Genomic DNA, 26,352 nt, shown 5'->3' with positions numbered 1-26,352 from the left:
GCCGGCAGCCGCCAGCCGCGGTCGCCGAGCACGGTCAGCCCGGCCACGGCCAGCTCCGCAGCGGTCGCCGCGTGGGCCGCCGCATCCACCGGGGCCGGGGCACGATCCGCGCCGGCCGCCGGGGCGGGGACCGCGGCGAGCAGGCCGACCCGGTGTCTGAGGGCGAGGACCCGGCCGACCGCCGCATCCAGTCGGGCCGCCGAGATCCGGCCGGACGACACCGCCTCGGTCACCGCCGCGATCGCGACCGGCAGGTCGGCCGACATCAGCAGCTGGTCGGCGCCGGCGAGCACCGCCCGTACCGCGATCTCGCCGTCGCCCAGCCGATCCCGGGCGCCGGCCATGTCCAGCGCGTCGGTGACCACGGTGCCGGTGAAGCCGAGCCGGTCGCGCAGCACGCCGGTGAGGATCGCGGCGGACGCCGTCGCCGGGTCACCGGAGCCGTCCGCGGCCGGTACCGCCACGTGTGCCGACATCACCGCGGCCACGTCGGCGCCGATGGCCGCGGCGAACGGGGGCAGGTCGATCGCCGCCCACGCCGCGGCGTCGCGGTCGACCGACGGCAGCATCAGGTGGCTGTCGCCGGAGGTGTCGCCGTGTCCGGGGAAGTGCTTGGCCGTCGCGGCGAGCCCGGCCCCCTGCAACCCGCGTACCGCCGCCGCCACGTGCGCGGCGGCGAGCTCCGGGTCGGAGGAGTACGAGCGGACGCCGATGGCCGGGTTCGCCGGGTTGGAGTTGACGTCCGCGTCCGGCGCGTAGTCCTGGTGGAAGCCGACGGCGCGCAGTTCAACCCCGATGATCGCCGCGGCCCGCGCGGTGGACTCGGGATCGCCGGTGGCGGCGAGCGCCATCGCGGACGGCACGCTGGTCACGCCGCGACGCAGCCGGGCGACCGTACCGCCCTCCTGGTCGACCGCGACGACCGGCGCCAGGCCGGCGTCACCGGTGGCCGCGGCCAGCTCGGCGAGCAGCGCGGCCACCTCGGCCGCGTCGTCGCCCTCCGGCTTGGTCGGGAAGTAGCAGACACCGCCGACGTGGTAGCGCCGCAGCTGGTCGACGACGGCACCGAAGCCGTCGGAGTTGACCGCGCCGGTGCGCTGGTCCGGCGGTAGGCGCAGCGCGTTCGGCGAGTGCCGGCCGAGCGGCACCACGAACAGCTGGCCGATCTTCTCGGCGATGGACAATGTGCTCAACCGGTCCGTCACTGTCGACGGCGGGCGGTGCGCATCCACGTGAGCGGCTCCCGCGTATCCTGACAAGAATATTCAATGTTTACGGTCTCGTTGCTAAGTTACCGACGTCGAGCCTTCGCCGTCAACGAGTAACATCGCAAGCGAGGGGCCCGGGCGGACGTCGTGCCGTGCGGACCTCCGAGGCTGCACCACCGCAAACCTAGGAGCCGCAGGTGTCTCAGGCCGCATCCCGCGCCATCCGGTCGGACCTCGCGCAGCTGCGCACCGAGCAGACCGACCCGCGATACGCCGAGATCGACCGGCTGCCCACCGCCCAGCTCGCCGCGCTGATGAACGAGGCCGACGCGAGCGTGCCGGCCGCGGTCGCCGCAGCCATCCCGGCGCTGGTGCCGGCGATCGACGCGATCGTCGAGCGGCTCGCCGCCGGCGGTCGCCTGCTGTACGTCGGCGCCGGTACCCCGGGGCGGATCGGGCTGCTCGACGCGGCCGAGTGCCCGCCCACCTTCGGTACCGACCCGGAGATCGTGCAGGGCATCATCGCCGGCGGCAACACCGCGATCACCCGCGCGGTCGAGGGCGTCGAGGACGACGAGGACGCGGGCGTCGCCGACCTGGCCGAGCGCAACGTCGGCGCCGGCGACGCGGTGCTCGGGCTGACCGCGAGCGGGCGCACCCCGTACGTGCTGTCCGCGCTGGCCGAGGCGCGCCGCCGCGGCGCCGTCACCGTCGGACTGTCCTGCAACGCCGACGCCGAACTGAGCAACGTGGTCGAGTTCCCGGTCGAGGTCGCGGTCGGCCCGGAGTTCATCGCCGGCTCCACCCGGCTCAAGGCCGGGACGGCGCAGAAGCTCGTGCTGAACATGATCTCGACGATCAGCATGGTGCGGCTCGGCAAGACGCACGGGAACCTGATGGTCGACCTGGTCGCGACGAACGAGAAGCTGCAGGCGCGGGCGATCCGGATGGTCCAGGAGATCACCGGCAGCACCGCCGAGGCCGCCGAGACCGCGCTCAACGCCGCCGGCCGGCACGTGAAGACCGCCGTCGTGATGATCGAACGGAGCACCGACGCGGTCACCGCCCGGGCCCTGATCGAGGCCGGACAGGGCCGACTCGGCGCCGCGCTCACCGCGCCGCTGCCCGCCCAGCGCTCCTAGCGAACGTCTGCGCGGCCGGCCACCGGCCACGCCGGGCGCTGGACGACCGGCCCTCGGGGCTGCCGGCGCCCGTTCCGCTCCGACGCCAGTACCCGCGGTGCGGCACCTTCGGGTGACCGACCGTGACCGTTCGATCGTCACGGACTCGGCACGCACCGTGGGATGATGCGCCCACACGCCCGGAAGCGGCGTTCGGGAGCGTCCATGCGACAAGGCAGACCGCCGGAGATGCCGGCCGACGGCACACCGTTCGACGGGCCCCGGGTGGACGTCGAAGGGCGCCTCGGCTGGCTGCTGCGGGTGAGCCGGCTGACCGCCGACGACCCGGACAACCGGTCCCTGACCGGCTTCGCCACCCGGCTGCGGCAGACCGGTTCACCCGCCGGTACCCCGCAGATCAGCCGCTGGGAGACCGGGCGGCTGCCGGCCTCGGACGCCGTCTTCACCCGGTACGAGACCATCCTCGGCCTGCCCGCCGGCGGCCTCGGATCGGTCGCGGTGGGTCTGCGCTCGGCGCTCGGCGCGCCCCTCCCCGCCGCGCGGCCGGCACCGGCGGACATCCTGGCGCTGCGCCGCCGGTACGACCTGGTGCACGAGCGGCTGGCCGCGACCGACGTGGCGGGCGGCACCTGGCTCGCCTTCGCCGACATCCTGCGTACCGACGGCCTCGTCGTGCTGCTGCCCAGCCGGTACCTGGACGAGCTGCTCGGCCGGCTGCTCGACGAGATGATGCGCTCGGTCGGCATCGCGTACACCACCCGCTTCACCGCGCTCGCCATGCTCGTCGCCCAGCCCGAGCTCACCGCCGACGTGGTCGGCGCCATCGACGCGGTCGCACACGAACCCGGCGCGCAGGGCGTCGTCGACGCGGTCAGCCTGCTCGGCGAGGTCGGTGACGCGCCGGCGGCCGGCCGGCTGCTCGCGCTGCTCGCCGCCGACGACGCCGTGCTGCGGCTCGGCGCCGCGCACGCCCTGCTCAACATGACCAACCTCGGCACCCTCCCGGCCCGCCACGCCGCGGCGATGGCCCGGATCCTGCGCCGGCTCGACGAGCACGATCCGGCCGTCACCGTGCTCGCCGGCCGGACACCGGCGCCGCTCGCGGCGCCGCCCCCGCCGGTCCGGCGCCGACCACCACCCGCCGCCGACCGGTTCGCCCTCGCCGCCCGCGCCCGTACCGGCCTGGAGTTCGACCCGATGCTCTGCCGGCTCGTCGCCGAGGCGGTCGGCAGCCGGTACACCGAGCGCCGGCACCACGCCGCGCTGCTGCTGCTCGCCTCCCCGTACCGGGCGGTCGTCGCCGAGGTCGCGACCGGGGTGGCCGGCAGCGATCCGGACGCCGCGATCCGGCGCGGCGCCGCCGGGCTGCTGCGCTACGTCGTCGGTCCGCCGCAGGTACCGGTGCTGCGCCGCTGGCTGCGATCCGAGCGGCCGGACCTGCGGGCCGCCGCGCTCGGCGCGCTGCCGCACGCCGGCGTACCGGCCGAGGCCGTCGGCACCGACCTCGCGGCCGGGGCCGGCCGGCCCCCTCGCCCGACCGGCCCCCTGATCTACGCCGCCGGCATGACCGGCCACCCTTTGCTCCGGCGCTGGGCGGACGACCCCGCGACCGAGCCCGCGGTACGCCGCACCGCCCGCTGGTGGCTGCGCCACGGTTCCGCCGTCCTGCGCTGACCCGAGCCGCCAGGACGCACCGGCCGGAACGGTCGGGACGCATCGGCCGGAGCGGTCGGGGCGCACCCGGCCGTAGCCGTCCGCGCGTCGACCGGAGCGGTCCGGGCGCATCGGCCGGAGCGGTCCGGGCGCATCGACAGGAACGGCCCGGACGCACCGGCCGCAGCCGTCCGGGTGCACCGGCCGGAGCCGTCCGGGTGCACCGGCCGGAGCCGTCCGGGTGCACCGGCCGGAGCGGTTGGGGCGCATCGGCCGCGGCGGTCAGGACGCCCGGTCGAGTTCGTAGAGCCGCTGGCCGCCGGACCCGGAGACCACCGCGTGGTCGGCCGAGGTGAACTCCACCCGGTAGCTGCTCTCGTTGGGTTGCTGGGTCACGGTGAGCAGGTACGAGTCGCCGTGCCCGGACACCGAGCAGTACATAGGTCCGCCGATGTCGAGCGGCGCCCCGTTGTTGTAGTAGAACCCGGTGCACCGGCCGTTCGCGTCCATCACCTTGGTGCCGCTGCCGTCCGACGCGGACCAGGTGCCGACCAGCGAGTACCCCGCCGGGCCGGTCACCGCGTCGTACAGCTTCCAGCCGCCGGTGCCGACCCCGGCCACCGCGAGAATCATCGCCACGGTGAAGGCGGCCTTGTGCCGCTTGATCGTCTTGATGATCACCTTGTTGTTGTCGCCGGTCACGACCGGCCCGTGGATCGTGCTCCTGCTCGCCCGGAACGAACTGTCCCGGGCCGGCCGCTGCCCGCTGCCACGTTTCCCGGACCGGGTCGAGGCCGACGCCTCCGGCCCGGTCCTGTCGTCGGTGTGCATCAGCTTTCCCTTCGCCGCGCGCGTACCCGAGATGACGGGTGACGTCCGGTCAGCACCTCTCGGACGTGGACCTGTCGCCGCGGCTGCCACGGGTCGCGAGCGACAGCACCGGCACCGCGCCGGTGCACCACGCCCCGCTCGACCGCGGGCGTCGTACTCAGGGAAGCAGCAGGGCCCCGGCACGCACCCCGTTCGTGCCCGCCGGCGGCGATCGGGAAAGAACCGGTGCTTGTACCGGATTGCTACGTTCCTACCCGTGGCTGACAGCGACAGGTACTCCGATTTCGCCGGGTCGCCGGCCGACGCCGACGACCCGCTCGAACGCCTCAACACCATGCGCACCCGGATGGCCGCGGCGGTCGGCACCGGTGAGTCCGCTGAGGGCCTGATCACCGCGCGGTTCACCGCCGCCGACGGGCTCGCCTCGCTCGACCTCGACCCCCGCGCGCTTCGGGTGCCGTCCGCGGACCTCGCCGAGTACGTGCGGCTGGCCGTCAACAACGCGTACGACGACTACCGGGCGGCGATCCAGCAGATCGGCGCGGACGGCTTCGGCGGATCCGACCCGGAGACCCGCGATCTGGTCGACAACCCGCAGGCGGCGCTCGGCCAGCTCGCCAAGCTGGGCGACGACTTCGCCGGCCGGCTGCAGGGCCTGGCCCGGGAGATGGGCATCCAGCGGCAGCGGGCCAAGGAGGCCATGGCGCGCTTCCGCCCGGTGGAGGAGTGACCCCGGCGTCCCTCGCCCCGAGGCTCGGGTCCCCGCCGGGTACGTCCTAGCGATCGAGCTGCTGCCGCCCCTCGCCGGCCGGCGGCTGCTGCCAACCGGGCGCCGCCGGCGGCTGCTGCCAACCCGACACCGGTGGCGGCTGCTGCCAACCCTGCACAGCCGGCGGTTGCTGCCAACCGGACACGGCCGGCGGTTGCTGCGGTGGGCCCGGCCGGGTCGGGCCCCCGTGCGGTGGCCGGGCGCCGCCGGGGCGGCGGCCCACCACCCACGCCAGCAGCGGCAACACCAGGAGCAGCAGCGCGGGCAGCACGAGCAGTACGACGAGGAACGGACCCACCGTCGGCACCCCGGTGCTGAACACCGTGGGCACCCGGCCGGTCGGATCGTAGGTCACGTCGTAGCGGGTGCCGATCGGGCTCGGCCGCGTGCGACCGAGCATGTAGCTGGCGTTCGGGCAGCGCATCCGGTGCCGGTAGCTGACCCGGGTCTCCAGGTGGGTACCGCTGCCGTCGGTCGGCCGGAGCGCGCCCGGCGACTGCGGCGCACCGTGCACCGGGACCTGCCGCACCTGCCGGGTGACGGCGGTGACCGTGCAGCCGACCGTACGGCCGGAGGACCGGTAGACGAGCGCCGCGTCGGCCTGCGACTGCCCGACGAGCAGCGGCAGGACGAGCACGAAGGCCAGGCCGAACAGCGGCACCCGGCCGCTGAGCAGCACGCAACCGGCGGCCACCAGCAGCACGCCGGCGAGGGAGAGGAACATCAGCTGGTCGGCCACCCTGGCCATCAGCACCGGCGCCAGCGCGGTCAGCGCCCAACCGGGGACAACCAGCGCCCAGGCCCAGCGGGCCGGCGGCGCGCTCGGGGCCAGCGGTCCGCGGCCCGCTCCCCTCGTCACGAGTCGGTCCGGGTGACCTGGCCGGTGTCGGTGTCGTACCTCAGTTCGTGCTCGTGCTTCTCGCCCTCGTCGCCGTTGCCGCCGTGCACGGTCTCGGCTCTGGTGTACGCGCTGTCGTCGCCACCGGCGTTCTGGTCGTACCCGCCGGTCACGCTGCCGTCCCCGTGCCCGTACGGCGTGGTGTAGCCGCCGGTGCCGGTGGCGCTGTAGTGGTTGCTGCCGTCGGTCTCGTGCTGGTACGTCCCGGTCGCGCCGCCGTGCACCGAGCTGCCGGTCAGCGAGTTGCCCGCCGAGCCGCTGACCCCGCCGGAGTAGGTGCTGCTGCCGTTCGCGCCGTGCGTGTAGCTGCCGTTCACCCCGGCGTCGGCGCTCGTCCCCGAGTACTCGTTCTCGTACTTGCCGGTCACGCCACCGGAGATCGTGCTGCTGCCGTCGGCGTTGTCGTCGTACTCCCCGGACGTGGTGGCGGAGTAGGTGCTGCCGTCCGGCGTCTTGTAGCCGCCGGTCAGGTCACCCTTGTAGATGTCGTTGCCGTCCTTGTCCTTCTCCCAGCCGACGTTCCCGGTGACCTGCGGCCCGTCCTCCGGCGTGTACCCACCGCTGACCGACAGCCCCTGGAACCCCTGGTCGCCGTACTTGACGTCGGCCCCGCCGGAGAAGTCGCCGTACTTGCCGGACGCGCCCACGTCCCAGGTCTTGTCCCAGTCGCGGTCGGCGTTGAGGTTGATGTCGCCGAACTTCGTGTCGCCCTCGTTCAGCTTCGGGTTGCCGTCCGCGCCGAGCACCGGCTTGCCGTCCTTGCCGAGCACCGGCGTCTTCTCGTTCATGTTCGCGTACGCGATGCCGGCGTTGGCGGCGTTCTGCAGCAGGTTCGCACCGGCCGCGGCGGCGCCGACCGCCTCGCCGTTCAGGAAGTCGCCGAACGCCTTGTCGTTGCCGTCCAGCTCCTCGGCGGTGGCGTCCAGCAGCGCGCCGCCCTGCAACACCTCGGCGATCGCCACCCCCACCTCGGCCAGGATCGCGGTGGCCACCTGGGTGATCTCCAGGCAGACGGCCGCGGCGGCCTCCAGCTCCGGCACCGCCACCGAGCCGACCACGGTGCCCTCGCAGGCGAGGATCGCCGTCCCGATGGCGATCAGCGCGATCGCCATCCCGGCGGCGAACACCGCGTACGCGCAGAGCGCACCGGCCATCACGCTCAACGCGATGCCCGCGGCCTCCAAGTAGATCTCGACCACCTGGTACTGCTCGCAGGCCTGCTGCACCTTCTTCTCGTACGCGTCGCGGTCCTGCGCGGTCCAGTCGTCGCCAGACACCCCGGCCACCGCCTGCTGGAACGCCTGCGCGGCCTGCTGCACCAGCGCCGAGGCCCGCCGCCAGTCCTGCCCGGCCTTGTCCACCGCGGCGGCGTCGCCGGTGGACAGGGTGAACAGGAACTTGATCATGACCGCCGGCGCGACCTCCATCCCGGCCGCCACCAGGCAGCCGGTCGAGGCCGCCTTCATCAGCGGCTTGTCGAAGCCGAACGCGCTGCTCTGGTTCGTCGCTTCCTCGCCCATGGTCGCCTCCGCCCGGCGCTCAGACCCTGAAGGTGTTCTTCTCTTCGCAGCGCTGCCAGTTCTTCGCGGTCGCGTCGAGCTTGTCGGCGAACCCGTTGGCCTGCTTGATGTGCGTGCGCAGGGTGTTGAAGGCGAACTGCAGCGCACCGGGGTAGGCGACAGCGCAGGCGGTGCCGGTGATGCTGAACGCCCCGCCGTCGAGGTTGTACACCTTGTTCAGCGTCTCGCCGGCCTTCTCCAGCTTGCTCGCCACGTCGTGCCGGATCTCCTTGCCGTGGTCGGCGATCCGACCGTGGTTGATGCTGCGCAGCACGCCGCCCATGACGTCCTTCCGAGAAGCTCCGGTGGTTTCCGGTTCGCGCCGGCATGACACCGACTGCCGCGGATGACCGTATCGGATCGCCACAACTGCCCAGGACCGGACATCGCAGCGGGTTCGGCCACGAGGCGGGCACGACGAAGGGGCGGACCCCACTGGGATCCGCCCCTCGTCTGGTGCTGTGTTCGGTTACCTGGTGGCGTGGCTCAGAAGTCCATGCCGCCGGCGTCCGGCGCGGCCGGGGCCGCGTTCTTCTCCGGCTTGTCCGCCACCACGGCCTCGGTGGTGAGGAACAGGGCCGCGATCGAGGCGGCGTTCTGCAACGCGGAACGCGTCACCTTGGTCGGGTCCAGGATGCCGGCGTCGAGCATGTTGACGTACTCGCCGTTGCCCGCGTTCAGGCCATGGCCCGCGTCCAGGTTGCGGACCTTCTCGGCCACGACGCCGCCCTCGAGGCCGGCGTTCACGGCGATCTGCTTGAGCGGGGCGTCCAGCGCGGACCGCACGATCGCGGCACCGGTCGACTCGTCGGCGTTCAGGTCGAGCTTGTCGAAGGCCTTGGTGCCGGCCTGGACCAGCGCGACGCCACCACCGGGGAGGATGCCCTCCTCGACGGCCGCCTTCGCGTTGCGCACGGCGTCCTCGACGCGGTGCTTGCGCTCCTTCAGCTCGACCTCGGTGGCCGCGCCGACCTTGATCACCGCGACGCCGCCGGCCAGCTTGGCCAGCCGCTCCTGCAGCTTCTCGCGGTCGTAGTCGGAGTCGGACGCCTCGATCTCGTTGCGGATCTGGTTGACCCGACCCTGGATCCGGTCCGCCTCGCCGGCACCGTCGACGATGGTGGTCTCGTCCTTGGTGATGACGACCTTGCGGGCCTTGCCCAGCAGCTCCAGGCCGACGTTCTCCAGCTTGAGGCCGATGTCCTCGCTGACGACCTGGCCGCCGGTCAGGATGGCCATGTCGTCCAGCATCGCCTTGCGACGGTCGCCGAAGCCCGGCGCCTTGACGGCGGCGGACTTGAAGGTGCCACGCACCTTGTTGACGATCAGGGTCGCCAGCGCCTCACCCTCGAGGTCCTCGGCGATGATCACCAGCGGCTTGCCCGACTGCATGACCTTCTCCAGCACCGGCAGCAGGTCCTTGACCGCCGAGATCTTGGAGTTGACGATCAGCAGGTACGGGTCGTCGAAGCTGGCCTCCATCCGCTCGGTGTCGGTGGCGAAGTAGGCCGAGATGTAGCCCTTGTCGAAGCGCATGCCCTCGGTGAGCTCGAGCTCGAGCCCGAAGGTGTTGCTCTCCTCGACGGTGATGACGCCTTCCTTGCCGACCTTGTCCATCGCCTCGGCGATGATCTCGCCGACGGACGAGTCCCCGGCGGAGATCGACGCGGTCGCGGCGATCTGCTCCTTGGTCTCGATGTCCTTGGACAGCTGGGCCAGCTGCTCGGTCACGCTGGCCACGGCGGCCTCGATGCCCCGCTTGAGGGCGATCGGGTTCGCGCCCGCGGCCACGTTGCGCAGGCCCTCCCGGACCAGCGCCTGGGCCAGCACGGTGGCCGTCGTCGTGCCGTCACCGGCAACGTCGTCGGTCTTCTTCGCGACCTCCTTGACGAGCTCGGCCCCGATCTTCTCCCAGGGGTCCTCGAGCTCGATCTCCTTGGCGATCGAGACACCGTCGTTGGTGATGGTGGGGGCGCCCCACTTCTTCTCCAGAACGACGTTGCGGCCCTTCGGGCCGAGCGTCACCTTCACGGCGTCGGCGAGGCTGTTCATGCCACGCTCGAGGCCGCGGCGCGCCTCCTCGTCGAACGCGATCATCTTTGCCATTTGGGCGTTGTCCTCCGGTGTGTCAGACACCTATGTGCCGGCCCTGGTGGGGCTGGCACGCGGTAAGTACACGCTCGGCCGGTCGATGCCCGCGACGGACGACCAGGTGAACCGCGACACCCAGCTGGTGTGCCTCGGTCCGCTGGCCTCACCGCCCGACCATTGGCACTCCCATACAGCGAGTGCCAGCTCAAGGTTTAGCACTCTCCCCGGGCGAGTGCAAGCGAACCGCACGGTACGAGGTCCCTGTCACTCCGCCGCCGCGACCAGCTCCTCGCTGGTCGGTGCGTCCTCCTCCTTGGCCCGCAGCCCGGTGTAGGTACCGAGCAGGCCGGCGCACTGCGCGACCACCGCCGGCGCCGACGCGACCAGCACGACGACCGACAGGACGGCGACCAGCACGGGCGCGAGGTGCACGAACGTACCGTTCATCGGCGCGTCCGGGTCGAACAGCGCCGGCGTGGTCAGCAGCAGCGGGATCTCGATGATCATGCTGAGCATCCCGCTGTACATCCCGACGATCATCGCGGTGATCAGCATCCGGCCGACCGACGGCCAGAAGTCGCTGTGCATCAGCCGAAACGAGCGGGGCATCGCGTGCCCGCCACGTTCGAAGGTCACCACCGCCGGAACCTGGCTCATCGCCAGCTGCAGGTAGTAGCCCGGCACGATGCAGGCACAGAAGCCGACCATGATGATCGGGATCTCCAGCAGTTGCCAGAGCGCCAGCACCCAGCCGCGGCGCAGCCCGTACCGGATGTCGGCGGCGAGGTCGCGCGGCCGGCCGGCGGCGTCCCGGGCCATCAGCCGCATGATGGCCACCTGCGCGGACGACTGCAGGAAGAGCAACAGCAGCAACGGCGCCAGCATGACGAGGTAGAGGAACAGGATCGACTCGGCCGTGTCGGTCGCCGTCGCGCCGGAATTCGCCAGCCGGGACAGCTCCTGCTCGCGGTTGAAGATCAGCGTGATCAGCAGGGCAACCACCAGGCCGGGCACCACCAGCGCACCGGCGGCGATCAGTGACGCGGGCAGCCAGCTGCGCCGGAAGAAGCCCCAGGACCGGGTGAACCAGCTGGAGAACGACTCGTCCGCGGAACCGGTCAGCGGGTCGCCGGGCTGCCGCGGCGGCGGCCGGTAGGCGGCGTGCGGCGGCACCTGGTAGCCGCCGCGCGGCGGCGGACCGTACCCACCCCGCGGGTATCCACCGGACCGCGGGCCGTACCCACCGGACGGCGGCCCGTACCCGCCGGGCGGCTGCGAGCGTCCACCCGGCGGCGGTGGCGCGGCACCCGACTCGGGCGAAGCCGACTCGGGCGAAGCCGACTCGGGCCGAGCCGACTCGGGTGAAGCCGGCTCGGGCGAAGTTGGCTCGGGCGGCGTGGACGGGATCTCGTCGGCCGCGCCGGGCCCCCACCCGCTCGCGTACGCGCTGGCCGGCGTCGCCCCGGCACCGGGCCGGGCCGGCTCGGCCGCCGCCGGCTCGCCAGCCGTCCCCGAGGTGTCACCCGTCGCCTGGCCGCCCGGCCGGACGGGATCGCCGCCCGGCGCCGACCTGCCGTCCGTGTCCTGGTCACCGACGGCCTGGTCACCGGTGGCCCGGCCGCCGTCCGCGTCGCGGCCGGCCGCAGTCGGCTGGTCACCGGTGGCCTGGTCGCCGTCCGCGTCGCGGCCGGCCGCGGTCGGCTGGTCGCCGGTCGGTGGTTGCGCGGTGGGCGGTGTGGTGGGGTCGCCCGGCCCGGTCGGGTCGGGAGCGGAATCGGTCACCGGACGCCTCTCGTCGACACAAGTGGACGCCGGGACGGTAACAGGATCGATCCATCCGACGGGTCCGCCGACCGGCCGATCCGCCGGCGCCGCCCGCGCGGACGGCGTGGCTCTCCCGGAACCCGGCGGACCCGCCCGAGCGGACCGCGGGAGCTTCCCGGGGCCCGCCGGAGCCGGCCGAGCGGACCGCGCGGCCCCTCCCGCCGGCTGCGGTCCGGTGCCGTCCGCGGTCAGGAGCGCAGGGCGGCGAGGAACTCGGCGGTGAGGTCGTGCGCGTGCGCCGGCCGCCACACCGCGCGCAGCTCGCGGCGCAGGTCCAGCCCGGCGACCGGTACCTCGGCCAGTTCGCCGGCGACGAGTTCCGCGGCGACCGCGAGCCGGCTGACCAGGGTGGCGCCCAACCCGGCCCGGACCGCGGTCTTCAGCGCCTCGGTCGAGGTCATCACGCCGAGCGGCGTCGCCACGGTACGGCCGGCGCGATGCGCGGCGCGCTCGTACGTGGCGCGGGTGCCCGAGTCGGGCTCGCGCAGCAGCAGCGGCGTACCGGTGAGCTCGGCGGCCGGCAGCGGCGCGGTGACGCGCGCCCACGGATGGCCGGGCGCGACGACGACCACGAGTTCGTCGGTGGCGACGGTACGGGTGGCGAGGTCGGGATGCGGTTCCGGATCCTCGACGAAACCCAGGTCGGCGGTGCGTTCGGCGACCCGGGTGATCACCGCGGCGGAGTTGGCGACGGCGAGGCTGACGACCACCTCCGGCCGCACCGCACGGTACCGGGCGATCACCGGCGGCAGCAGGTACTCGGCGTTGGTGTAGCTGGCCGCGATCCGCACGTGCCGGCGGCCGGCGGTGCGCAGCGACCGCGCCTCGGCGAGGAAGCCGTCCAGCTCGGCGAGCACCCGTTCGGCGTGTTCGGCGAGGCGGGCGCCGTCCGGGGTGGGACGGGAGCCGCGCGGTGTGCGGACGACCAGTTCGATGCCCAGCCGCCGTTCCAGCCGGCGCAGCGCCTCGCTCGCGGACGGCTGGGTGATGCGCTGCGCCCGGGCCGCCGCGGACAGGCTGCCCAGCCGCACCGTGTCGACGAACAGCCGCAGGCTGGCGAGGTCACCGGGACCCAACTCCTGACTCATAGGCACACCCTATGTGGCCATCTCGGATCTGCCTCTGGCTGGGCGGACCGACCGGCCCGAAGCTGATCAGGTGACCACCCAGACCGCCACTGCCCCGACGTCGACCGGCACCGGCACCGGACCGGTGCGCCGGCTCGGCCCCGGGCTGCTGCTCACTCTCGCCGTCGCCGTCGTCGCCACCGCCGCCGGCACCGCCGTACCGGTGGTCGGCGCGCCGGTGGTGGCGATCCTGCTCGGCGCGGCGGTACGGGCGGTCGGCGGCAACCGCCGCTGGTGGCCGCGGGTGCGACCCGGTGCGGCGTTCGCCGGCAAGCGGATCCTGCAGGCCGCCGTGGTGGTGTTCGGGCTGGGGCTGTCGCTCGGCGCGGTGGCGAAGGTGGGGCTGACATCGTTGCCAGTCATGCTCGGCACGCTGGCCGTGTGCCTGCTCGGTGCCTGGTTGTTCGGCCGCGCGCTCGGGGTGTCCCACGACCTGCGCGCGCTGATCGGCTCCGGGACGGGGATCTGCGGAGCGTCGGCGATCGGTGCGGTGAGCCCGGTGATCGCCGCGACCGAGGCGACGACCGCGTACGCGGTGTCCACGATCTTCGTGTTCAACGTGGCCGCGGCGCTGCTGTTCCCACCGTTGGGCCATCTGCTCGGGCTCAGCGACCAGGGTTTCGGGCTGTGGGCGGGCACCGCGGTCAACGACACGTCCAGCGTGGTGGCCGCCGGGTACACGTTCAGCCAGGCCGCCGGCGATCACGCGGTGGTGGTGAAGCTGGTGCGGTCGTTGATGATCGTGCCGGTGGTGATCGGGATTTCCGCGCTGTGGCGCCGTCGCGCGGCGACCGCCACCGCCGCCGCCGTCGTGCCGGGCAACGCGGCACCCGGGTTGCCGGGGAGCCGGCGGCCGGAGGACGCCGCGGCGGTGCGGAAGCCGGCGCGGGCGAGGCTGCTGCGGCTGGTACCGGTGTTCCTGTGGCTGTTCCTGGTTGCGGCCGCGGCCAACACGATCGGCCTGGTACCGGCGGGTGCGCACCACGCGCTGGGGGTGCTCGCCACGTTCCTGGTGGCGGTCGCGCTGGCCGGCGTCGGTACCGGGATCGGGGTGGCGGACTTCCGCCGGGCCGGGCCGAAACCGTTGCTGCTGGGCGGGATCCTCTGGGTGCTGGTGGCGGCGACGAGCCTCGGCATCCAGGTGGTCACCGGGCTCGGCTGACCGGGCCGCCCGGCCCGACCGGCGCTGTCAGGCCGATCCCGCCGCGCCGCGGCGGGATCGCACCGGTGCGCGGACCGCGATCGGGCCGCAGAGACCGGAAGGCGCCGGCGGGCTGCCGACGCCTTCCAGGGACGAGTGGATGAAGCTGCGAAGGTCAGCCGGCGGCGAGACGCACGTTCTCCGCCTGCGGACCCTTCTGTCCCTGGGCGATGTCGAACTCGACACGCTGACCGTCGTCCAGAGACTTGTAGCCGTCCATCTGGATGGCCGAGAAGTGGACGAACACGTCCTGCCCACCATCCACGGCGATGAAGCCGTAGCCCTTCTCCGAGTTGAACCACTTGACGGTGCCCTGTGCCACGGTGCACTTCCCTTACCTCAACCTGCGCCGGACCGCGGTTGCGGCTCCGGGACCCTCACATCCTGCGGGAAGCGTGCACGCGACACAACCCCGACCGGAGACTGACGGCCGATGCGAAACGCTACACGAGCAGGACCACCCTGCACAGCCTCTTCGCTTTCGTGTGGTATGAGGTCTTGGTAAAACCCCAGGCCAGCGGGTCCCGCACCGCGGCGTCCGCCGGCGAACTCAGGAATGCCGGCGGGACTGGACGATCCGGAACCGGCCGGCGACGTACGCATCGTCGGTGAGGCAGGCGTTCGCGGCCGGATTCGCGCCGGTGGCGTGGAAGTCGCTGAACGCCGCCGACTGGTTGACGTACACGCCGCCGGTCAGGTTCTCCGACAGGTGCACGCCCACCGTGACGGCGACCCGCTCCGCCGCGGCCAGCACCGCCTCGTCGGTGGAGTAGACCGACGCGGTCAGCGCGCCGCGTTCGGCCACGGTGCGCTCGAACGCGGCCAGCGACGCGGTGGTCCCCTCGGTCGCGACCAGGAAGCTGATCGGGCCGAACCATTCCCGGCCGTACACGGTGTCGTCGGCGACGGTGAGCCGGCGGATCAGCGGCGTGCGCACCACCGCGTCGGCGTGCGCCGGATGCGCGACGGTACGCGAGTCCAGCACCGACTCGCCGACCTGAGCGGCGGCCGACACCCGGTCGCGTACCGCGTCGTTGACGATGGCGCCGGTGAGCTCCACGCCGCGGGCGTCGTCGTCGGTCAGCTTGCGCACCGCGGCGGTGATGCCGTCGGCGACCTCGTCGAAGCTCTTGTGTCCCTGCTCGGTGTCGATGCCCCCGGCCGGCAGGTAGATGTTCTGCGGGGTGGTGCACATCTGCCCCGAGTACAGGGTGAGCGAGAAGCCGATGTTCGCGCACATCCCGGCGAAGTCGTCGGTCGAGTCGACGACGATCGTGTTGACGCCGGCCTTCTCGGTGTAGACCTGCGCCTGCCGCGCGTTCGCCTCCAGCCAGTCGCCGAACTCGGTCGAGCCGGTGAAGTCGACGATGCGCACCTCCGGCCGGGTGGCGAGCTCGGCGGCGATCCGCTCGCCGGGCGCCTCCGCGGCCAGCTGCACCAGGTTCTCGTCGAACCCCTGCTCCGCCAGCACCTCCCGGGCGTACCGGACGGTGATCGCGAGCGGCAGCACCGCGCCGGGGTGCGGCTTGACGACGACCGGGTTGCCGGTGGCGAGGCTCGCGAACAGCCCCGGGTACCCGTTCCAGGTGGGGAACGTGTTGCAGCCGATCAGCAGCGCCACGCCGCGCGGGATCACGTGGTACTTCTTGTCCATCGCCAGCGCGGGCCGCTTGCCCTGCGGCTTCTCCCAGTGCGCGCCGGCCGGGTGCCGGGTCATCGCGGCGTACGAGTAGGCGACCGCCTCCAGGCCGCGGTCCAGCGCGTTCGCACCGCCGGCCTGGAAGGCCATCACGAACGCCTGGCCGGTGGTGAACTGGACCGCGTTCGCCAGCTCGAACACGTGCCGGTGCAGCCGGGCGAGGATCTCCAGGCAGACGCCGACCCGGGCCTCGACGCCGGCGTCCCGCCAGCCGGGCAGCGCGGCGGTGGCGTTGCCCAGCAGCGTGTCGACACCGGTGTGCGGGTACCGCACGTCGAGCGGCAGACCGAACGGGCTCGACTCGGTGGCGACCCGGTCGCCCGGTTGGTCCAGCGGGAAGTCGGCGCCGAGGTACGCCTCGAACGCCGCCTTGCCCTCGCCGGCCGCGGTCTCCCCGTACACCCGGGGGCTGGGCGACTCGGGGTAGGCGGACCAGAAACCGCGCCGCCAGATCGTGTCCAGCGCCTGGGTCAGAGTCTTCTCGTGTGCCGCGAACAGCGGGTGGCTGCCGGTGGCTTCGGTGGTAACCGTCATGCCGCCATCATGCCGCCGCACCCGCCGCCCCGACAGCCACCTGGCCGCGGTCGAGCAGGGGGCGATACCTCACGGCAAGCGCTTACCCGCCGCACCGTCCCCTGGTCGACGCCGGTGGCGGCGACCGGCACGGGTCAGACCGACTGCTGCCAGGCGTCCCAGAGGTCGACGGCGCGGAAGCCGAGCTGCTCGTTGATCGCGATCATGTGCGCGTTCTCGGTCGCGTTCCAGGTGTGCACCGAGGTCAGTTCCGGCACCGCGGAGAGGGCCTGGTGCAGGTTGGCCAGCTTGGTCAGCAGACCCAGCCGGTGCCCCCGGTGCTCCGGCAGGACCAGGGTGATCTCCTGGAGCAGGGTCTCCGGTCGGCCGGCCAGGCCGAGCAGCTCGCTCCACGCCACCACCTCGCCGGTCGGCTCGTGCCGCACCATCGTGTGGTAGCTGCGGCGCCCCCGGGCGGCGGCGGCGCGTTCGCCGTCGCGTACCCGGGTGACGTCGACGTGCTCCGGCTCCCACTCGACCTCACCCAGCGGGATCTCACCGATGAACCGGCTGCTCAGCACCGCTCGGCCGGCAACGAGCTCGTCCGGTGTCGGGCCGAACCAGGTGTGCAGCGTGTAGTCGGCACCGGCGGCCGCGCGGTGGTCGGCCACCTGCGCGGCGAGCCCGTCCACCGACAGCCCGGTGACGTCGAGGACGCGCCGGGCCTCGGTCTGCGCCCGGCTGGCGCCCATCGCGGTGGCGAACGGGGTACCCGGGTCCGGCCGCGGCGGCCCGTCCGGCAGCCCGCGGACCGACTCCGCGAGCAGCCGGCTCCGGCCCTCGGCCCGCAGCACCTCGCGCAGTTCGCGGTACAGCGCGGCACCGACGCCGTGTCGCCGCGCATCCGGCCGCACGACCAGCTCGACCTCGGCGTTCTCCAGGTTGTCCAGCAACGGCAGGTCGACGAAGAGGATGCCGTCGATCCGCCCGTCGCGCTCGGCGACCCGGCGCACCGTCCGGTGTCCGGGCCACGGCAGCCGGAGCTGCCCGAGCAGTTCCTCCCGGGATCCGTCCGGCAGCCCGGGAGCGTCGACCGCGGTGGCCAGCCGCTGCACGTCGAGCCAGCCGTCGACGTCGGTCCCGGACCGGAACTCGCGAATCTCCATCCGTTCAGGATGCGATCGCCCGTTGCCGGCCGCGACCGATTTCCGCGCGCCAGCCGCCGCGCCCCGCCCGGCGATGCGCCGCCGGCGCACCCGCCCTGCGGTGGGCCGCCGGCGCACCCAGTCCGGCGGTGGGCCGTCGGGGGCCGGGGCGGCACCGGCCGGGCCGAGACCGTGCCGCCGGGGCCGGGTCGTGACGGGGCCGGGTCGTGACGGGGCCGGGTCGTGACGGGGCCGGCCGCGGCCGAGCCGGGACGACGGATGGTCAGTCGGTCGGGACGGTGCCGGCGTGGTCGGCGACGCCGACGGTGACGGAGGTCTGGTCGAGCACGGTACCGGCGGGCAACGGCTCACCGTGGTCCGAGCCGGCGTCCGGTGCGCTCAGCACCAGCCGCTGCCCCAGGTACCGGCCGGTTCGCGGGTCGATGACGAGATCGCGGCGCAGCCGCCCGTCGTCGACGCCGAGCGCGGTACCTCGCCGCCCGTCCAGGTTCGCCACCCGCTCGGTGACCCGCAGCTCCGGCAGCAGCGCCAGCGCGCGGTAGAGCGCGGCCCGCAGGTCGGCGGGGGCGAGCCCGCTGCCGAGCAGCAGCCAGGCCCGCTGCAGCGCGTCGCCGGCCCGCTCGGCGCCGGGCTCGCCGCCGGTGTCCGCCGTCAGTACCGCGAGCAGCCGGTGCGGGTCGCGGGGCAGGGTGTCGAGCCAGTGCGGGGTCGGCTGCTTCCAGTCGCCGGCCCCGGGGCAGTACCGGCCGGTCGGCGCCGGCGCCGCCGCGGCGAAGTCGCCGCAGCGGGCCCGCGCGGTCGGCGCCGGCTCGCCGACCTGCCCGTACAGCGGGTTCGACTTCGCCTCGCGCGCGGTGCCCTGCAGCCACCGCGGCCCGGAGACCGTGCGGTACGTCCTGGTCCAGGTACCGGTCTCGTCGTACGGCACCCACAGCCGGGTGCGGCTGGTCGTGCGCCAGGCGAGGTTCGGGTGGCCGGCCGCGGTGACCCGGGAGACCGACCGCAGCGTGGTCTGCACGTACCGGTACTGTCCCGGCTCCACGGGGTCGTCCGGGCGGGTGGTCACGGCGTCGGCGGCGCGCGAGAGCACCGGTGCCGCCGCGGCCGGCTTCGACCCGCCGGTGAACGGGGCGACGATCAGCACCCCGGCGGCGACCAGCCCGGCGGCCACCGCGCCGGCGGCCGCGATCCACCGCCCGCGCCGCCACCGGGGCACTCGCGCCGGCACCGATCCGTTGCCGTTGCCACCATCCGTGCCGCCAGCTTCCGGTACACCGGCGTCGGTGTCCCCGGTCGCCGGTACGCCGGCGTCCATGCCGCCAACCGCCGGTACACCGGCGTCCATGCCGCCAGCCGCTGGTACGCCGGCGTCGGTGTCCCCGGTCGCTGGTGCGGCGACGTCGGTGCCTCCGGCGGCCGGTGCGGCGGCGAGCCGATCGGCGGCGGCGATCAGCCGGGCCCGCGCCACCGGCAGCGCCGCCACGGCGGCATCGCCACCCCGCGCGGCGACGGCCTCGGACCGGAGCCGGGCCAGCCCGCGGTCCAGCTCCTCATCTGTCCACAGTGGATTGACCTGGCCGGTCATCGTGCTTCCCCCGTTCGGTCGGCGGCGGTACGGGCGCGCAGCCCGCGGCGGACCCGGTGCAGCCGGGACCGTACGGTGCCGGCCGGGATGCCGAGCGCCGCCGCGACCTCGGCCGGGGTCAGGTTGGCCCAACTGGTCAGCAGCAGCACGTCCCGGTCGCCGGCCGGCAGGTCGGCCACCGCGGCGGACAGCCGGCGTACCGAGATCGCCGCGTCGACCCGGTCCGCCGCCCGGTCGGCGTGGTCCTCCGCCGGCGTCGCGGCCGGCGCCAGCCGGGCGAGCGCCCGCAACCCGTACTGCTCGGCGCGCAGGTGGTGCCGCAGCAGGTTGGTCGCGATGCCGAACAGCCAGGCCCGCACGGTCGCGTGCGCCGGGTCGTACGAGCCGCGCACCCGCAGCGCGGTCAGGAACGTCTCGGCGACCAGGTCGTCGGCCACCGTCGTGCCGATCCGCGCGGTCAGGTACCGGTGCAGGTCGCGGGCGTGCGCGTCGAACAGCCGGCCGAACGTGTCGGTCAGCTGCCGGCCGGTCAGCCCGGCCAGCGGCGGCCGGTCCGGCTCGACGTCTCGCGCGGCGATCGACGCCGCCCGCCCCGTCACGACCGCACCACCCGACCGCATCGGACGCCGCTCCGTGGGGAAAGCGAGCCCCGGGCGGAGAGCGAGCCCCGTGCGGAAAGCGAGCCCCGAGCCGAAAGCGAGCCCTCGGCGGAGAGCGAGCCCCGGGCCGAAAGCGAGCCCTGGGCGGAGAGCGAGCTCCGGGCGGGGCGGCGCCGGCGGCTAGCCACCGAAGGCTCCGAGTCCGGACGGGGTGCCGAGGCCGGTCGGGCCGTCGTAGCCGGCGACACCGGTGCACAGGTAGTCGCCGCCACAGTCGAACACGTCGGTGGCGTTGCCGCCGCCGACCACGTCGTGCAGCGCGCCGGCATGCGCGTACAGGTAACCGGCGTCGGCGAACAGCTCGGGGTGGCCGGCGAGCGCGATGACCCCGGCGATCAGCGGCGCGGATGCGCTGGTACCGCCGGCGACCGCCCAGCCGAGCCCGTCGGACGAGTCGTACACCGCCACGCCGGTCGCCGGGTCGGCCACCGCGGCGAGGTCGGCGACGGTGCGGCCCGGGCAGTACGGGTCGTGCTGCCAGTCCGGCTTCGCGGTCCAGGCCGAGCAGCCGCTGCCCGCGCCGGACCACACCGACTCCGTCCACCCACCGTCCATTGTGGATAGTGAGGTGCCGCCGACCGCGAGCACGCTGTCGTAGGCCGCCGGCACCTGCGGGACCCGGTACCCGTAGTCGCCGGACGAGGCAACGACCGCGACGCCCGGATGCCGGTAGTGCGCCGCCAGCCGGCCCGTCCCGCTGTACTCGTCACCGCCGTAGCTGTTGGAGATCTCGGTCGCGCCGAGTGCCGCCGCCGTGTCGACCGCCGCCGCCATGTCGTCCGGCGCCGCGGAATCCGCGGCCACCACCAGGATCCGGCACGCCGAGCAGGCCGCGGACACCATGTCCACGTCCAGCGAGATCTCCGGGCCCCACCCCTGGTCGCCGGGAAGCGGCCCCGCCTCGCCGGCCTGGTTGACCACCCGCAGGCAGCCGTCGTCGACGGTGCACGGCGGCAGGCCGTACGTCTGCCGGTAGACGGCGAGGTCCGCGGCGAGGTTCGGCGCGCTGCCGGCGTCGATGATCGCCACCGTCTGGTCGGCGCCGCCCGCGTCCGGCAGCCGGTAGGCGTCCCGCAGCTCGGCCGGGCCGTACCCGGCCGGCGCGACACCCGACGCCGAACCGCCGGGCGCGACGCCGCGGGGCCCGTGCGACGTGCTGCCGCCGGCACCGTTCGGGGTGGCGGCTCCGGCCGGCAGGTCGGTACGCAGCTGGGCGAAGCAGCGCAGCTCCCCCGGCGCCGGTCGCCCGCACACGTCCCGTACCGACGGCGCGGCCGGTCGCTTCGCCCGAGCGGCGAGCGTCGCCGAACCGGCCGGCATCCTCGTGTCGCCGTACCTGCCGGCGTTGGTGGCGTGCGTGGCCGGGTCGGCGTGGGCGGGTACGGACAGCCCGGCCACGGCCAGCGCGGCCGCCGCGACCAGGGCAAACGCTCGTACTCTCATGGTTGGCCTCCGGAGCCTGGTCAGCCGGCGATCGTGTACGCGGCGGTGATGGTCTGGGTCAGCGTGCCGCCGAGCGCGTCGGTGGCGGTCAGCCGCAGGCTCGGTGAACTGCCCCGGGCCGACGCCGGGTTGGCCCAGGAGACGCGGTACCGGCCGTGCGCGCCGGCCACCCGCGCCCGCTGCCAGCTGGTGCCGCTGTCGGTGGACACCTCGACCCGCACCGCGGTGATCGGCGCGGTGCTGCCGAACCGCCCGTACCGCTGGTGGCCGACCCGCAGCCGCATCGTCTGGGTGGCCAGCTCGCTGGTGTTGCGGGCATCCACGGCCAGCCGGTAGCTCGCGGACAGCAGCGGCAGCACCCGGCACGGCTCGTCCGCGGACTGCCCGGCACAGCTGCCCGGCGCCGGCATCGCCACCGCGGTCGACGGCGCGTACCGGAACGTCAGGTCGGTCACCGACCTGGTCGCCTGGCTGACCGTGTCGACCGCGGTCTGATCGGTCTCGTACCGCAGCCGGAAGTCGGCCGGCTCGGCCGGGTCCGCGGTGAGCTCGGCGTCCAGGTACGGCATCGGCCGGTCGGCGACCAGCGTTCCGTTGCGGTACAAGCGGAAGCTCGTGGTGACCCCGCGCGGCATGAAGCCGGTGGCGTGCCCGTCGCTGTCCACCGCGAACTCCAGCCCGACGTCGAACGTGTCCCCGGCGACGCAGGCGACGCAGCCGGCCGGCTCCGGGTACTGCCCGACGCCGGGCGCCAGCGGCCCGCGACCCCAGTCCACGTCGTACTCGTGGCCGGCGAGGTAGCGGCGCGGCTGCCCCCAGAACGGCAACCCGTTGCCGTTCACGATCGCCTGGATCCAGCCGCCGCCGTCCGCGGTACCGACGTAGTCGGTCACCTCGCCCGGCATCTGCTGCGCCGGCGACGGGTTGAGCATCGTCGGCGTGTGCGCCAGCACGTCGTCGTACGCGCCGCTGTAGAGCATCCCGGTGTCGCCGGCCTGGGCCGGATCGCCGAAGAAGTGCTGGTGCACGGTGGCGAGCTGATCGTCCGCGACCCGCAACGACTCGTCGGCGGGGATGTGGTCGAACGCGAACGCCACGTCGTAGCGGTACGCCTCGCCCCCCGCCGGCGACTGCCCGCTGTACTGCAGTACGTAGTGCAGCGTGCCGACCTGCGCCGCCGGCTGCGGCGACACGTACAGCGCGTCGTCGTCGGCGACGCCCTGCAGGTCCTCGAAGCCACCGCCGACCGCGTCGGACCGGACGAACCGCACCATCGCCTGCGCCGGTACCGTCGGCCGCGGCGTCGCCACCGAGACCTGTGCGGAGGCGGCGCTCTCGGCCACCGGTACCGTCGTCGTGCTGCCCGCCTCGGCGGTCACGTCGGTACCGACGACGTAGTGCAGGCCGGTCTGCTCGCCCTGCTCGTCGAAGTCGCGGAACGACGCGGTGAAGCTGTAGTGCCCCACCGGCACCGCGACCCGACCCACCCCGTCGACCACCGGTACGTCCACGTCGGCGCGCCGTGCGTCGTCGGTGTTCACCAGGTGCACCCCGGTGGTGGTCGCGGCACCGGCCAGGTCGGTGGCCCGGAACTCCACGATCGCCTGCGGGTAGCGCGGCGAGACGCGGTGTGGCGCAACGGATGCCAACCGCATGTCGGTCAGCCCGGGCACCAGCTCACCGCTGCCGGCCGGCCGCCCGGCTCGCACGTCGGCGCCGATCGCCGCCCGTACCGCGGCACCGAACGTCCGGGCCGAGTCGACGGTCAGGTACCCGCCGGCGGTGCCGCCGTCCACGGTCGTCAGCGTGACCCCGGGCGGCGCGCTCGGCGCCACCCCGGCGGCGAACGTCAGCCGTACCGGGATCCGTTGCCCGGCACCGAGTTTCGCCAGTTCGGTCACGTCGAACAGGGACCGGTCCAGCGGCCGTCCCAGGTAGGGCGCGGCGGCCGGCGGCACCGCGTACCGGTCGCCGTCGCCGCCGGTGCGCCAGGACAGCCCGGCGGCCCGCCCGGCCAGGACCCCGCCGGGGCCGACGCCCACCCGCTGCCCGGTCGCGAGCGTGATCTCCGCGCCCCCGGTGCGGGCACCGCTCGACGCACCGGCGCCCGCACCGCCCGACCCGCCGCCGTCGGCGTTGGCTATGCCCCCGGTCACCACCAGCCCCAGCACGGTCGCCACCGCCACCGCCACCGCACCCGCCCCGACCCGTACCCGCCCTCGTCCCGGTTCGCGCACCGACCGCCCCTTCCTCCGCTACCCGTCACCCCCTACTTGCCACAACCCCTCCCCACCGTTCACGCCCCCACGATCCGCACCCCAACGCTCGAACCCGTACCGGAGGATTCCCGCTCAACCGGCTGACCCGCCCGGCCCGGGATCGTCCCGCACCCGACCCGGCGCACCCCCGGATCGCCCTCCTGCGTTCACCGAGCCCGGCCCGAGTCGCCGCGCCGCGCCGTGCCGTGCCGTGCCGTGCTGTGCCCGGAGCCTGGCGCGGCGTACCCGAAGCTTGGCGTGGAGCGTCCGGACGTTGGGGTGGCGTGTCCCGAGCCGCCGCGGCGTGGGCGACGGTTGGTCCAGCGTGACCAGAGGTTGCCGTGACGTGGCCGAACGTCGGCCCAGCGTGCCTTGGCTGCGTGGAGTGCCCTGGCGGCTTGACCCGCCGCGGCTGAAGCTTGGCCCGCGCGTCCTGGCGCACCCCGACGTTGGTCGGTCCGACGCGGCCTAACGTTGGTCGGTCCGACGTGGCCTGGTGTTGGTCAAAGCCAGTGGCGCCCACGCTGGATGGCCGAGGAACTCGTCACGCGGGGGTCCGGGGGCTCGGCCCCCGGGTGCTGAGCGAGGCCCAGGCGTGCGCAGTCCGCACGCACACTCCACCGCCAAGCGATTGGCGCGGGAGGGGCACCACGTCGACCGCGCCGAAGCGCAGGATTCGGGTGTCGCTGCTCGACGAATCGTGCAGGACAGGAGGTGTGGTGCCCTCCCGCGTCGCATATGTTCCACCTTCGCGACGCTGCCGTCAAGTGCGGTCACTCACCGTAATGGCGACGGCCGGGCATGGCCGGTTCCGCGCCCGAACCGGCGGGGATTCGGCCGTACCTGCTCGCTCGGCCGGGACACGTCCGCACATTCGGCCGGGGCACGTCCGCACGCTCGGTCCGGGCACGTCCGGGCGAGCGGACGTGCCCGCCGATCCCGGGCGGGTCAGCCCAGCAGGCCGGCCTCGCGAGCCGCCTTGAGCGAGGGGCGGACGGTGTGGGTGGGGCCGACCTGGGTGGACACCGCGTCGATGGTCTTGAGGCCTTCGCCGGTGTTGTACACGACGGTCTCGGCATCCCGGTCGAGCTTGCCGGCCTCGACGAGCTTCTTGAGCACGGCCACGGTCACCCCACCGGCGGTCTCGGCGAACACCCCGGTGGTACGGGCGAGCAGCTGGATGCCGTCCCGGATCTCGTCGTCGGTGACGTAGTCCATCCAGCCGCCGGTGCGCCGCACCGCCTCCAGCGCGTACGGCCCGGCGGCGGGGTCGCCGATGTTCAGCGACTTGGCGATGCCGGTGGGCTTGACCGGGGTGATCTGGTCGGTGCCGTCGTGCAGCGCGGCGGCGATCGGGTTGCAGCCGGCGGACTGGGCGCCGAACACCCGCCACGACGTGTCGTCGACCAGGCCGATCTCGACCAGTTCGGTGAACGCCTTGTCGATCTTGGTGAGCAGCTCGCCGGACGCCATCGGGATGACGACCTGCTGCGGCAGCCGCCAGCCGAGCTGCTCGGCCACCTCGTACCCGAGGGTCTTGGAGCCCTCGGCGTAGTACGGCCGGACGTTGACGTTGACGAACGCCGTCTGTTCGAACTCGTCGGTCTCGGTGAGTTCCTGGCACAGCCGGTTGACGTCGTCGTACGAGCCCTCGATGGCGACGACCTGGCCCTGGTAGACGGCGCTGGTGACGACCTTGTTCTGCTCCAGGTCGTACGGGATGAACACGATGCTCGGCACGCCGGCGCGGGCGCCGTGCGCGGCGACGGAGTTGGCCAGGTTGCCGGTCGAGGCGCAGGCGAACCGGGTGAAGCCGAGCCCCTTCGCGGCGGTGAGCGCCACCGAGACGACGCGGTCCTTGAACGAGTGGGTCGGGTTCGCCGAGTCGTCCTTGACCCACAGCGTCTTCAGGCCGAGCTCGGCGGCCAACGCGTCCGCCTTGATCAGCGGGGTCATGCCGGGGTTGACGGTGACGCGGCTGGCCGGGTCCTGGCCGGTGGGCAGCAGCGGCGCGTACCGCCAGATGTTGTGCGGGCCGGCCTCGATGTCGGCGCGGGTCACGGCGCGCAGCGCGGCCTGGTCGTAGCCGACCTCGACCGGCGCGAAACACTCGTAACAGGCGTTCTGCGCGATCAGCGGGTATTCGGCGCCGCAGTTGCGGCAGACCAGCGCGCGGGCCGGGTTGGCGGCGATGTCGGAGGAAGCTGCGATCACGCTCATGCGAAGCCTTTCGCTCATCTTTCCCACGCCGGGTGACGGTCGCAGGCCGGAGTTGGCACCTGCCGGCTCGCGTCGAGCGCGAGCTGCGGTGGTTGCCGGGGCGTCATCGGGCCGGTCCCTCAGCCCCTCTGGATGAGGTGCATGTGAAGTTGTACGCGCAGCTTACCCACCGGCTCGCCGCCGTCCCCGCTCGTGGTCCCACTGCGTGGACGTGAGATCGACCATGCCGGAGCCGGTGCCGCACCCCTCGGCGGCACCGGCCCCGGTCGACGCCGTCAGCGGGTCGACAGCACGTCGGCCGACTCCCACTCCGGCCCGGTCAGGACGCGGCCGGTGGCACCGACCGGTTGCGCCGGGATCGCGCCGGCACCGGGCCGGCGCCGGCCCGCGCCGGCCTCGCCCGCCGGACGGGCTGCGATCGCCGGCCCCTCGACCGGCCCGCGACGGTCGGCGCCCCGCCGGCCCGGTGCCGCCGGACGGTCGCTGCCCGGTCGGACCGGTGTCGC

At 74.0% G+C, this 26,352-nt stretch carries 21 protein-coding genes and 1 riboswitch; of the genes, 4 read left to right on the top strand and 17 right to left on the bottom strand.

Annotated features, from left to right (window positions below):
- Positions 1-1,193, bottom strand: a 1,193-nt coding sequence (locus NUM_RS21170; protein ID WP_225918740.1) for a glycoside hydrolase family 3 protein, incomplete at its 3' end; no start/stop codon positions are given.
- A 212-nt stretch (positions 1,194-1,405) separates the two neighbouring features.
- On the opposite strand from NUM_RS21170, the gene murQ reads away from it, so the two are divergent.
- Both murQ and NUM_RS21160 read left to right on the top strand, forming a co-directional pair.
- On the top strand, positions 1,406-2,350 hold the full coding sequence (gene murQ, locus NUM_RS21165; RefSeq protein WP_207126653.1) for an N-acetylmuramic acid 6-phosphate etherase: 945 nt from the start codon (positions 1,406-1,408) through the stop codon (positions 2,348-2,350).
- Positions 2,351-2,554: 204 nt separating this feature from the next.
- Positions 2,555-4,024, top strand: coding sequence for a hypothetical protein (locus tag NUM_RS21160; protein WP_207126652.1), 1,470 nt, complete (start codon positions 2,555-2,557; stop codon positions 4,022-4,024).
- A 261-nt stretch (positions 4,025-4,285) separates the two neighbouring features.
- Here NUM_RS21160 and NUM_RS21155 read toward each other — a convergent pair whose 3' ends face one another.
- Positions 4,286-4,834, bottom strand: coding sequence for a hypothetical protein (locus NUM_RS21155; RefSeq protein WP_207126651.1), 549 nt, complete (start codon positions 4,832-4,834; stop codon positions 4,286-4,288).
- Positions 4,835-5,090: 256 nt separating this feature from the next.
- Between NUM_RS21155 and NUM_RS21150 the strand changes: the two genes are divergently transcribed.
- The gene (locus NUM_RS21150) at positions 5,091-5,564 is read left to right on the top strand and encodes a YbaB/EbfC family nucleoid-associated protein (RefSeq protein WP_207126650.1); all 474 of its coding nucleotides are present in this window, start codon (positions 5,091-5,093) and stop codon (positions 5,562-5,564) included.
- 46 nt (positions 5,565-5,610) lie between these two features.
- Here NUM_RS21150 and NUM_RS21145 read toward each other — a convergent pair whose 3' ends face one another.
- The 6 genes from NUM_RS21145 to NUM_RS21120 all read right to left on the bottom strand — a co-directional run bounded on the left by NUM_RS21145 (position 5,611) and on the right by NUM_RS21120 (position 13,063).
- Positions 5,611-6,462: a hypothetical protein gene (locus NUM_RS21145; RefSeq protein ID WP_207126649.1), complete on the bottom strand. Its 852-nt coding sequence runs from the start codon at positions 6,460-6,462 to the stop codon at positions 5,611-5,613.
- Positions 6,459-8,021, bottom strand: coding sequence for a hypothetical protein (locus NUM_RS21140; protein WP_207126648.1), 1,563 nt, complete (start codon positions 8,019-8,021; stop codon positions 6,459-6,461). The genes NUM_RS21145 and NUM_RS21140 overlap by 4 nt, the downstream gene beginning before the upstream one ends.
- 19 nt (positions 8,022-8,040) lie before the next feature.
- Positions 8,041-8,343, bottom strand: a complete 303-nt coding sequence (locus NUM_RS21135) for a hypothetical protein (protein ID WP_207126647.1) — start codon at positions 8,341-8,343, stop codon at positions 8,041-8,043.
- A gap of 203 nt (positions 8,344-8,546) precedes the next feature.
- Positions 8,547-10,166: a chaperonin GroEL gene (gene groL, locus NUM_RS21130; protein WP_207126646.1), complete on the bottom strand. Its 1,620-nt coding sequence runs from the start codon at positions 10,164-10,166 to the stop codon at positions 8,547-8,549.
- Positions 10,167-10,415: 249 nt separating this feature from the next.
- On the bottom strand, positions 10,416-11,933 hold the full coding sequence (locus NUM_RS21125; protein ID WP_207126645.1) for a hypothetical protein: 1,518 nt from the start codon (positions 11,931-11,933) through the stop codon (positions 10,416-10,418).
- Between the two features lie 230 nt (positions 11,934-12,163).
- A complete protein-coding gene (locus tag NUM_RS21120) occupies positions 12,164-13,063 on the bottom strand; it encodes a LysR family transcriptional regulator (protein ID WP_207126644.1) in 900 nt (299 codons plus the stop codon).
- Between the two features lie 70 nt (positions 13,064-13,133).
- Here NUM_RS21120 and NUM_RS21115 point away from each other — a divergent pair, with 70 nt between their 5' ends.
- A complete protein-coding gene (locus tag NUM_RS21115) occupies positions 13,134-14,264 on the top strand; it encodes a YeiH family protein (protein ID WP_225918739.1) in 1,131 nt (376 codons plus the stop codon).
- 154 nt (positions 14,265-14,418) lie between these two features.
- Here NUM_RS21115 and NUM_RS21110 read toward each other — a convergent pair whose 3' ends face one another.
- The 9 genes from NUM_RS21110 to NUM_RS21070 all read right to left on the bottom strand — a co-directional run.
- On the bottom strand, positions 14,419-14,625 hold the full coding sequence (locus NUM_RS21110; protein WP_030448857.1) for a cold-shock protein: 207 nt from the start codon (positions 14,623-14,625) through the stop codon (positions 14,419-14,421).
- A 228-nt stretch (positions 14,626-14,853) separates the two neighbouring features.
- On the bottom strand, positions 14,854-16,536 hold the full coding sequence (gene paaN, locus NUM_RS21105) for a phenylacetic acid degradation protein PaaN (RefSeq protein ID WP_207126643.1): 1,683 nt from the start codon (positions 16,534-16,536) through the stop codon (positions 14,854-14,856).
- 134 nt (positions 16,537-16,670) lie between these two features.
- The gene (locus NUM_RS21100) at positions 16,671-17,681 is read right to left on the bottom strand and encodes a GNAT family N-acetyltransferase (protein ID WP_207126642.1); all 1,011 of its coding nucleotides are present in this window, start codon (positions 17,679-17,681) and stop codon (positions 16,671-16,673) included.
- Positions 17,682-17,943: 262 nt separating this feature from the next.
- Positions 17,944-19,266: a CU044_5270 family protein gene (locus NUM_RS21095; protein ID WP_207126641.1), complete on the bottom strand. Its 1,323-nt coding sequence runs from the start codon at positions 19,264-19,266 to the stop codon at positions 17,944-17,946.
- The gene (locus tag NUM_RS21090) at positions 19,263-19,865 is read right to left on the bottom strand and encodes an RNA polymerase sigma factor (protein WP_225918738.1); all 603 of its coding nucleotides are present in this window, start codon (positions 19,863-19,865) and stop codon (positions 19,263-19,265) included. Before NUM_RS21090 ends, NUM_RS21095 begins: the two co-directional genes overlap by 4 nt.
- Before the next feature lie 180 nt (positions 19,866-20,045).
- Positions 20,046-21,368 carry a S53 family peptidase gene (locus NUM_RS21085; protein WP_207126639.1) on the bottom strand — a complete coding sequence of 441 codons (1,323 nt, stop codon included), beginning with the start codon at positions 21,366-21,368 and terminating at the stop codon, positions 20,046-20,048.
- 20 nt (positions 21,369-21,388) lie between these two features.
- Positions 21,389-23,605 carry a hypothetical protein gene (locus tag NUM_RS21080; protein ID WP_207126638.1) on the bottom strand — a complete coding sequence of 739 codons (2,217 nt, stop codon included), beginning with the start codon at positions 23,603-23,605 and terminating at the stop codon, positions 21,389-21,391.
- A 969-nt stretch (positions 23,606-24,574) separates the two neighbouring features.
- Positions 24,575-25,846: a threonine synthase gene (gene thrC / locus NUM_RS21075; RefSeq protein ID WP_207126637.1), complete on the bottom strand. Its 1,272-nt coding sequence runs from the start codon at positions 25,844-25,846 to the stop codon at positions 24,575-24,577.
- A gap of 11 nt (positions 25,847-25,857) precedes the next feature.
- Positions 25,858-25,985: riboswitch (SAM riboswitch) on the bottom strand.
- Positions 25,986-26,121: 136 nt separating this feature from the next.
- Positions 26,122-26,352 (bottom strand): hypothetical protein (locus NUM_RS21070; protein ID WP_207126636.1); only part of this gene is annotated, 231 nt, incomplete at its 5' end.

The organism is Actinocatenispora comari (assembly GCF_017312725.1).
GTDB classification, from domain to species: Bacteria; Actinomycetota; Actinomycetes; order Mycobacteriales; family Micromonosporaceae; genus Actinocatenispora; species Actinocatenispora comari.
The sequence above is the reverse complement of the archived record's forward strand: the minus strand, read 5'-3'. Positions and strand labels throughout refer to the sequence as shown.

Coding starts and splice junctions, on each gene's coding strand:
- thrC (WP_207126637.1), bottom strand. CDS start 25,846: ATGAGCGTGATCGCAGCTTCCTCCGACATCGCCGCCAACCCGGCCCGC.
- NUM_RS21120 (WP_207126644.1), bottom strand. CDS start 13,063: ATGAGTCAGGAGTTGGGTCCCGGTGACCTCGCCAGCCTGCGGCTGTTC.
- groL (WP_207126646.1), bottom strand. CDS start 10,166: ATGGCAAAGATGATCGCGTTCGACGAGGAGGCGCGCCGCGGCCTCGAG.
- paaN (WP_207126643.1), bottom strand. CDS start 16,536: ATGACGGTTACCACCGAAGCCACCGGCAGCCACCCGCTGTTCGCGGCA.
- NUM_RS21135 (WP_207126647.1), bottom strand. CDS start 8,343: ATGGGCGGCGTGCTGCGCAGCATCAACCACGGTCGGATCGCCGACCAC.
- NUM_RS21160 (WP_207126652.1), top strand. CDS start 2,555: ATGCGACAAGGCAGACCGCCGGAGATGCCGGCCGACGGCACACCGTTC.
- NUM_RS21100 (WP_207126642.1), bottom strand. CDS start 17,681: ATGGAGATTCGCGAGTTCCGGTCCGGGACCGACGTCGACGGCTGGCTC.
- NUM_RS21140 (WP_207126648.1), bottom strand. CDS start 8,021: ATGGGCGAGGAAGCGACGAACCAGAGCAGCGCGTTCGGCTTCGACAAG.
- NUM_RS21095 (WP_207126641.1), bottom strand. CDS start 19,266: ATGACCGGCCAGGTCAATCCACTGTGGACAGATGAGGAGCTGGACCGC.
- NUM_RS21155 (WP_207126651.1), bottom strand. CDS start 4,834: ATGCACACCGACGACAGGACCGGGCCGGAGGCGTCGGCCTCGACCCGG.
- NUM_RS21085 (WP_207126639.1), bottom strand. CDS start 21,368: ATGAGAGTACGAGCGTTTGCCCTGGTCGCGGCGGCCGCGCTGGCCGTG.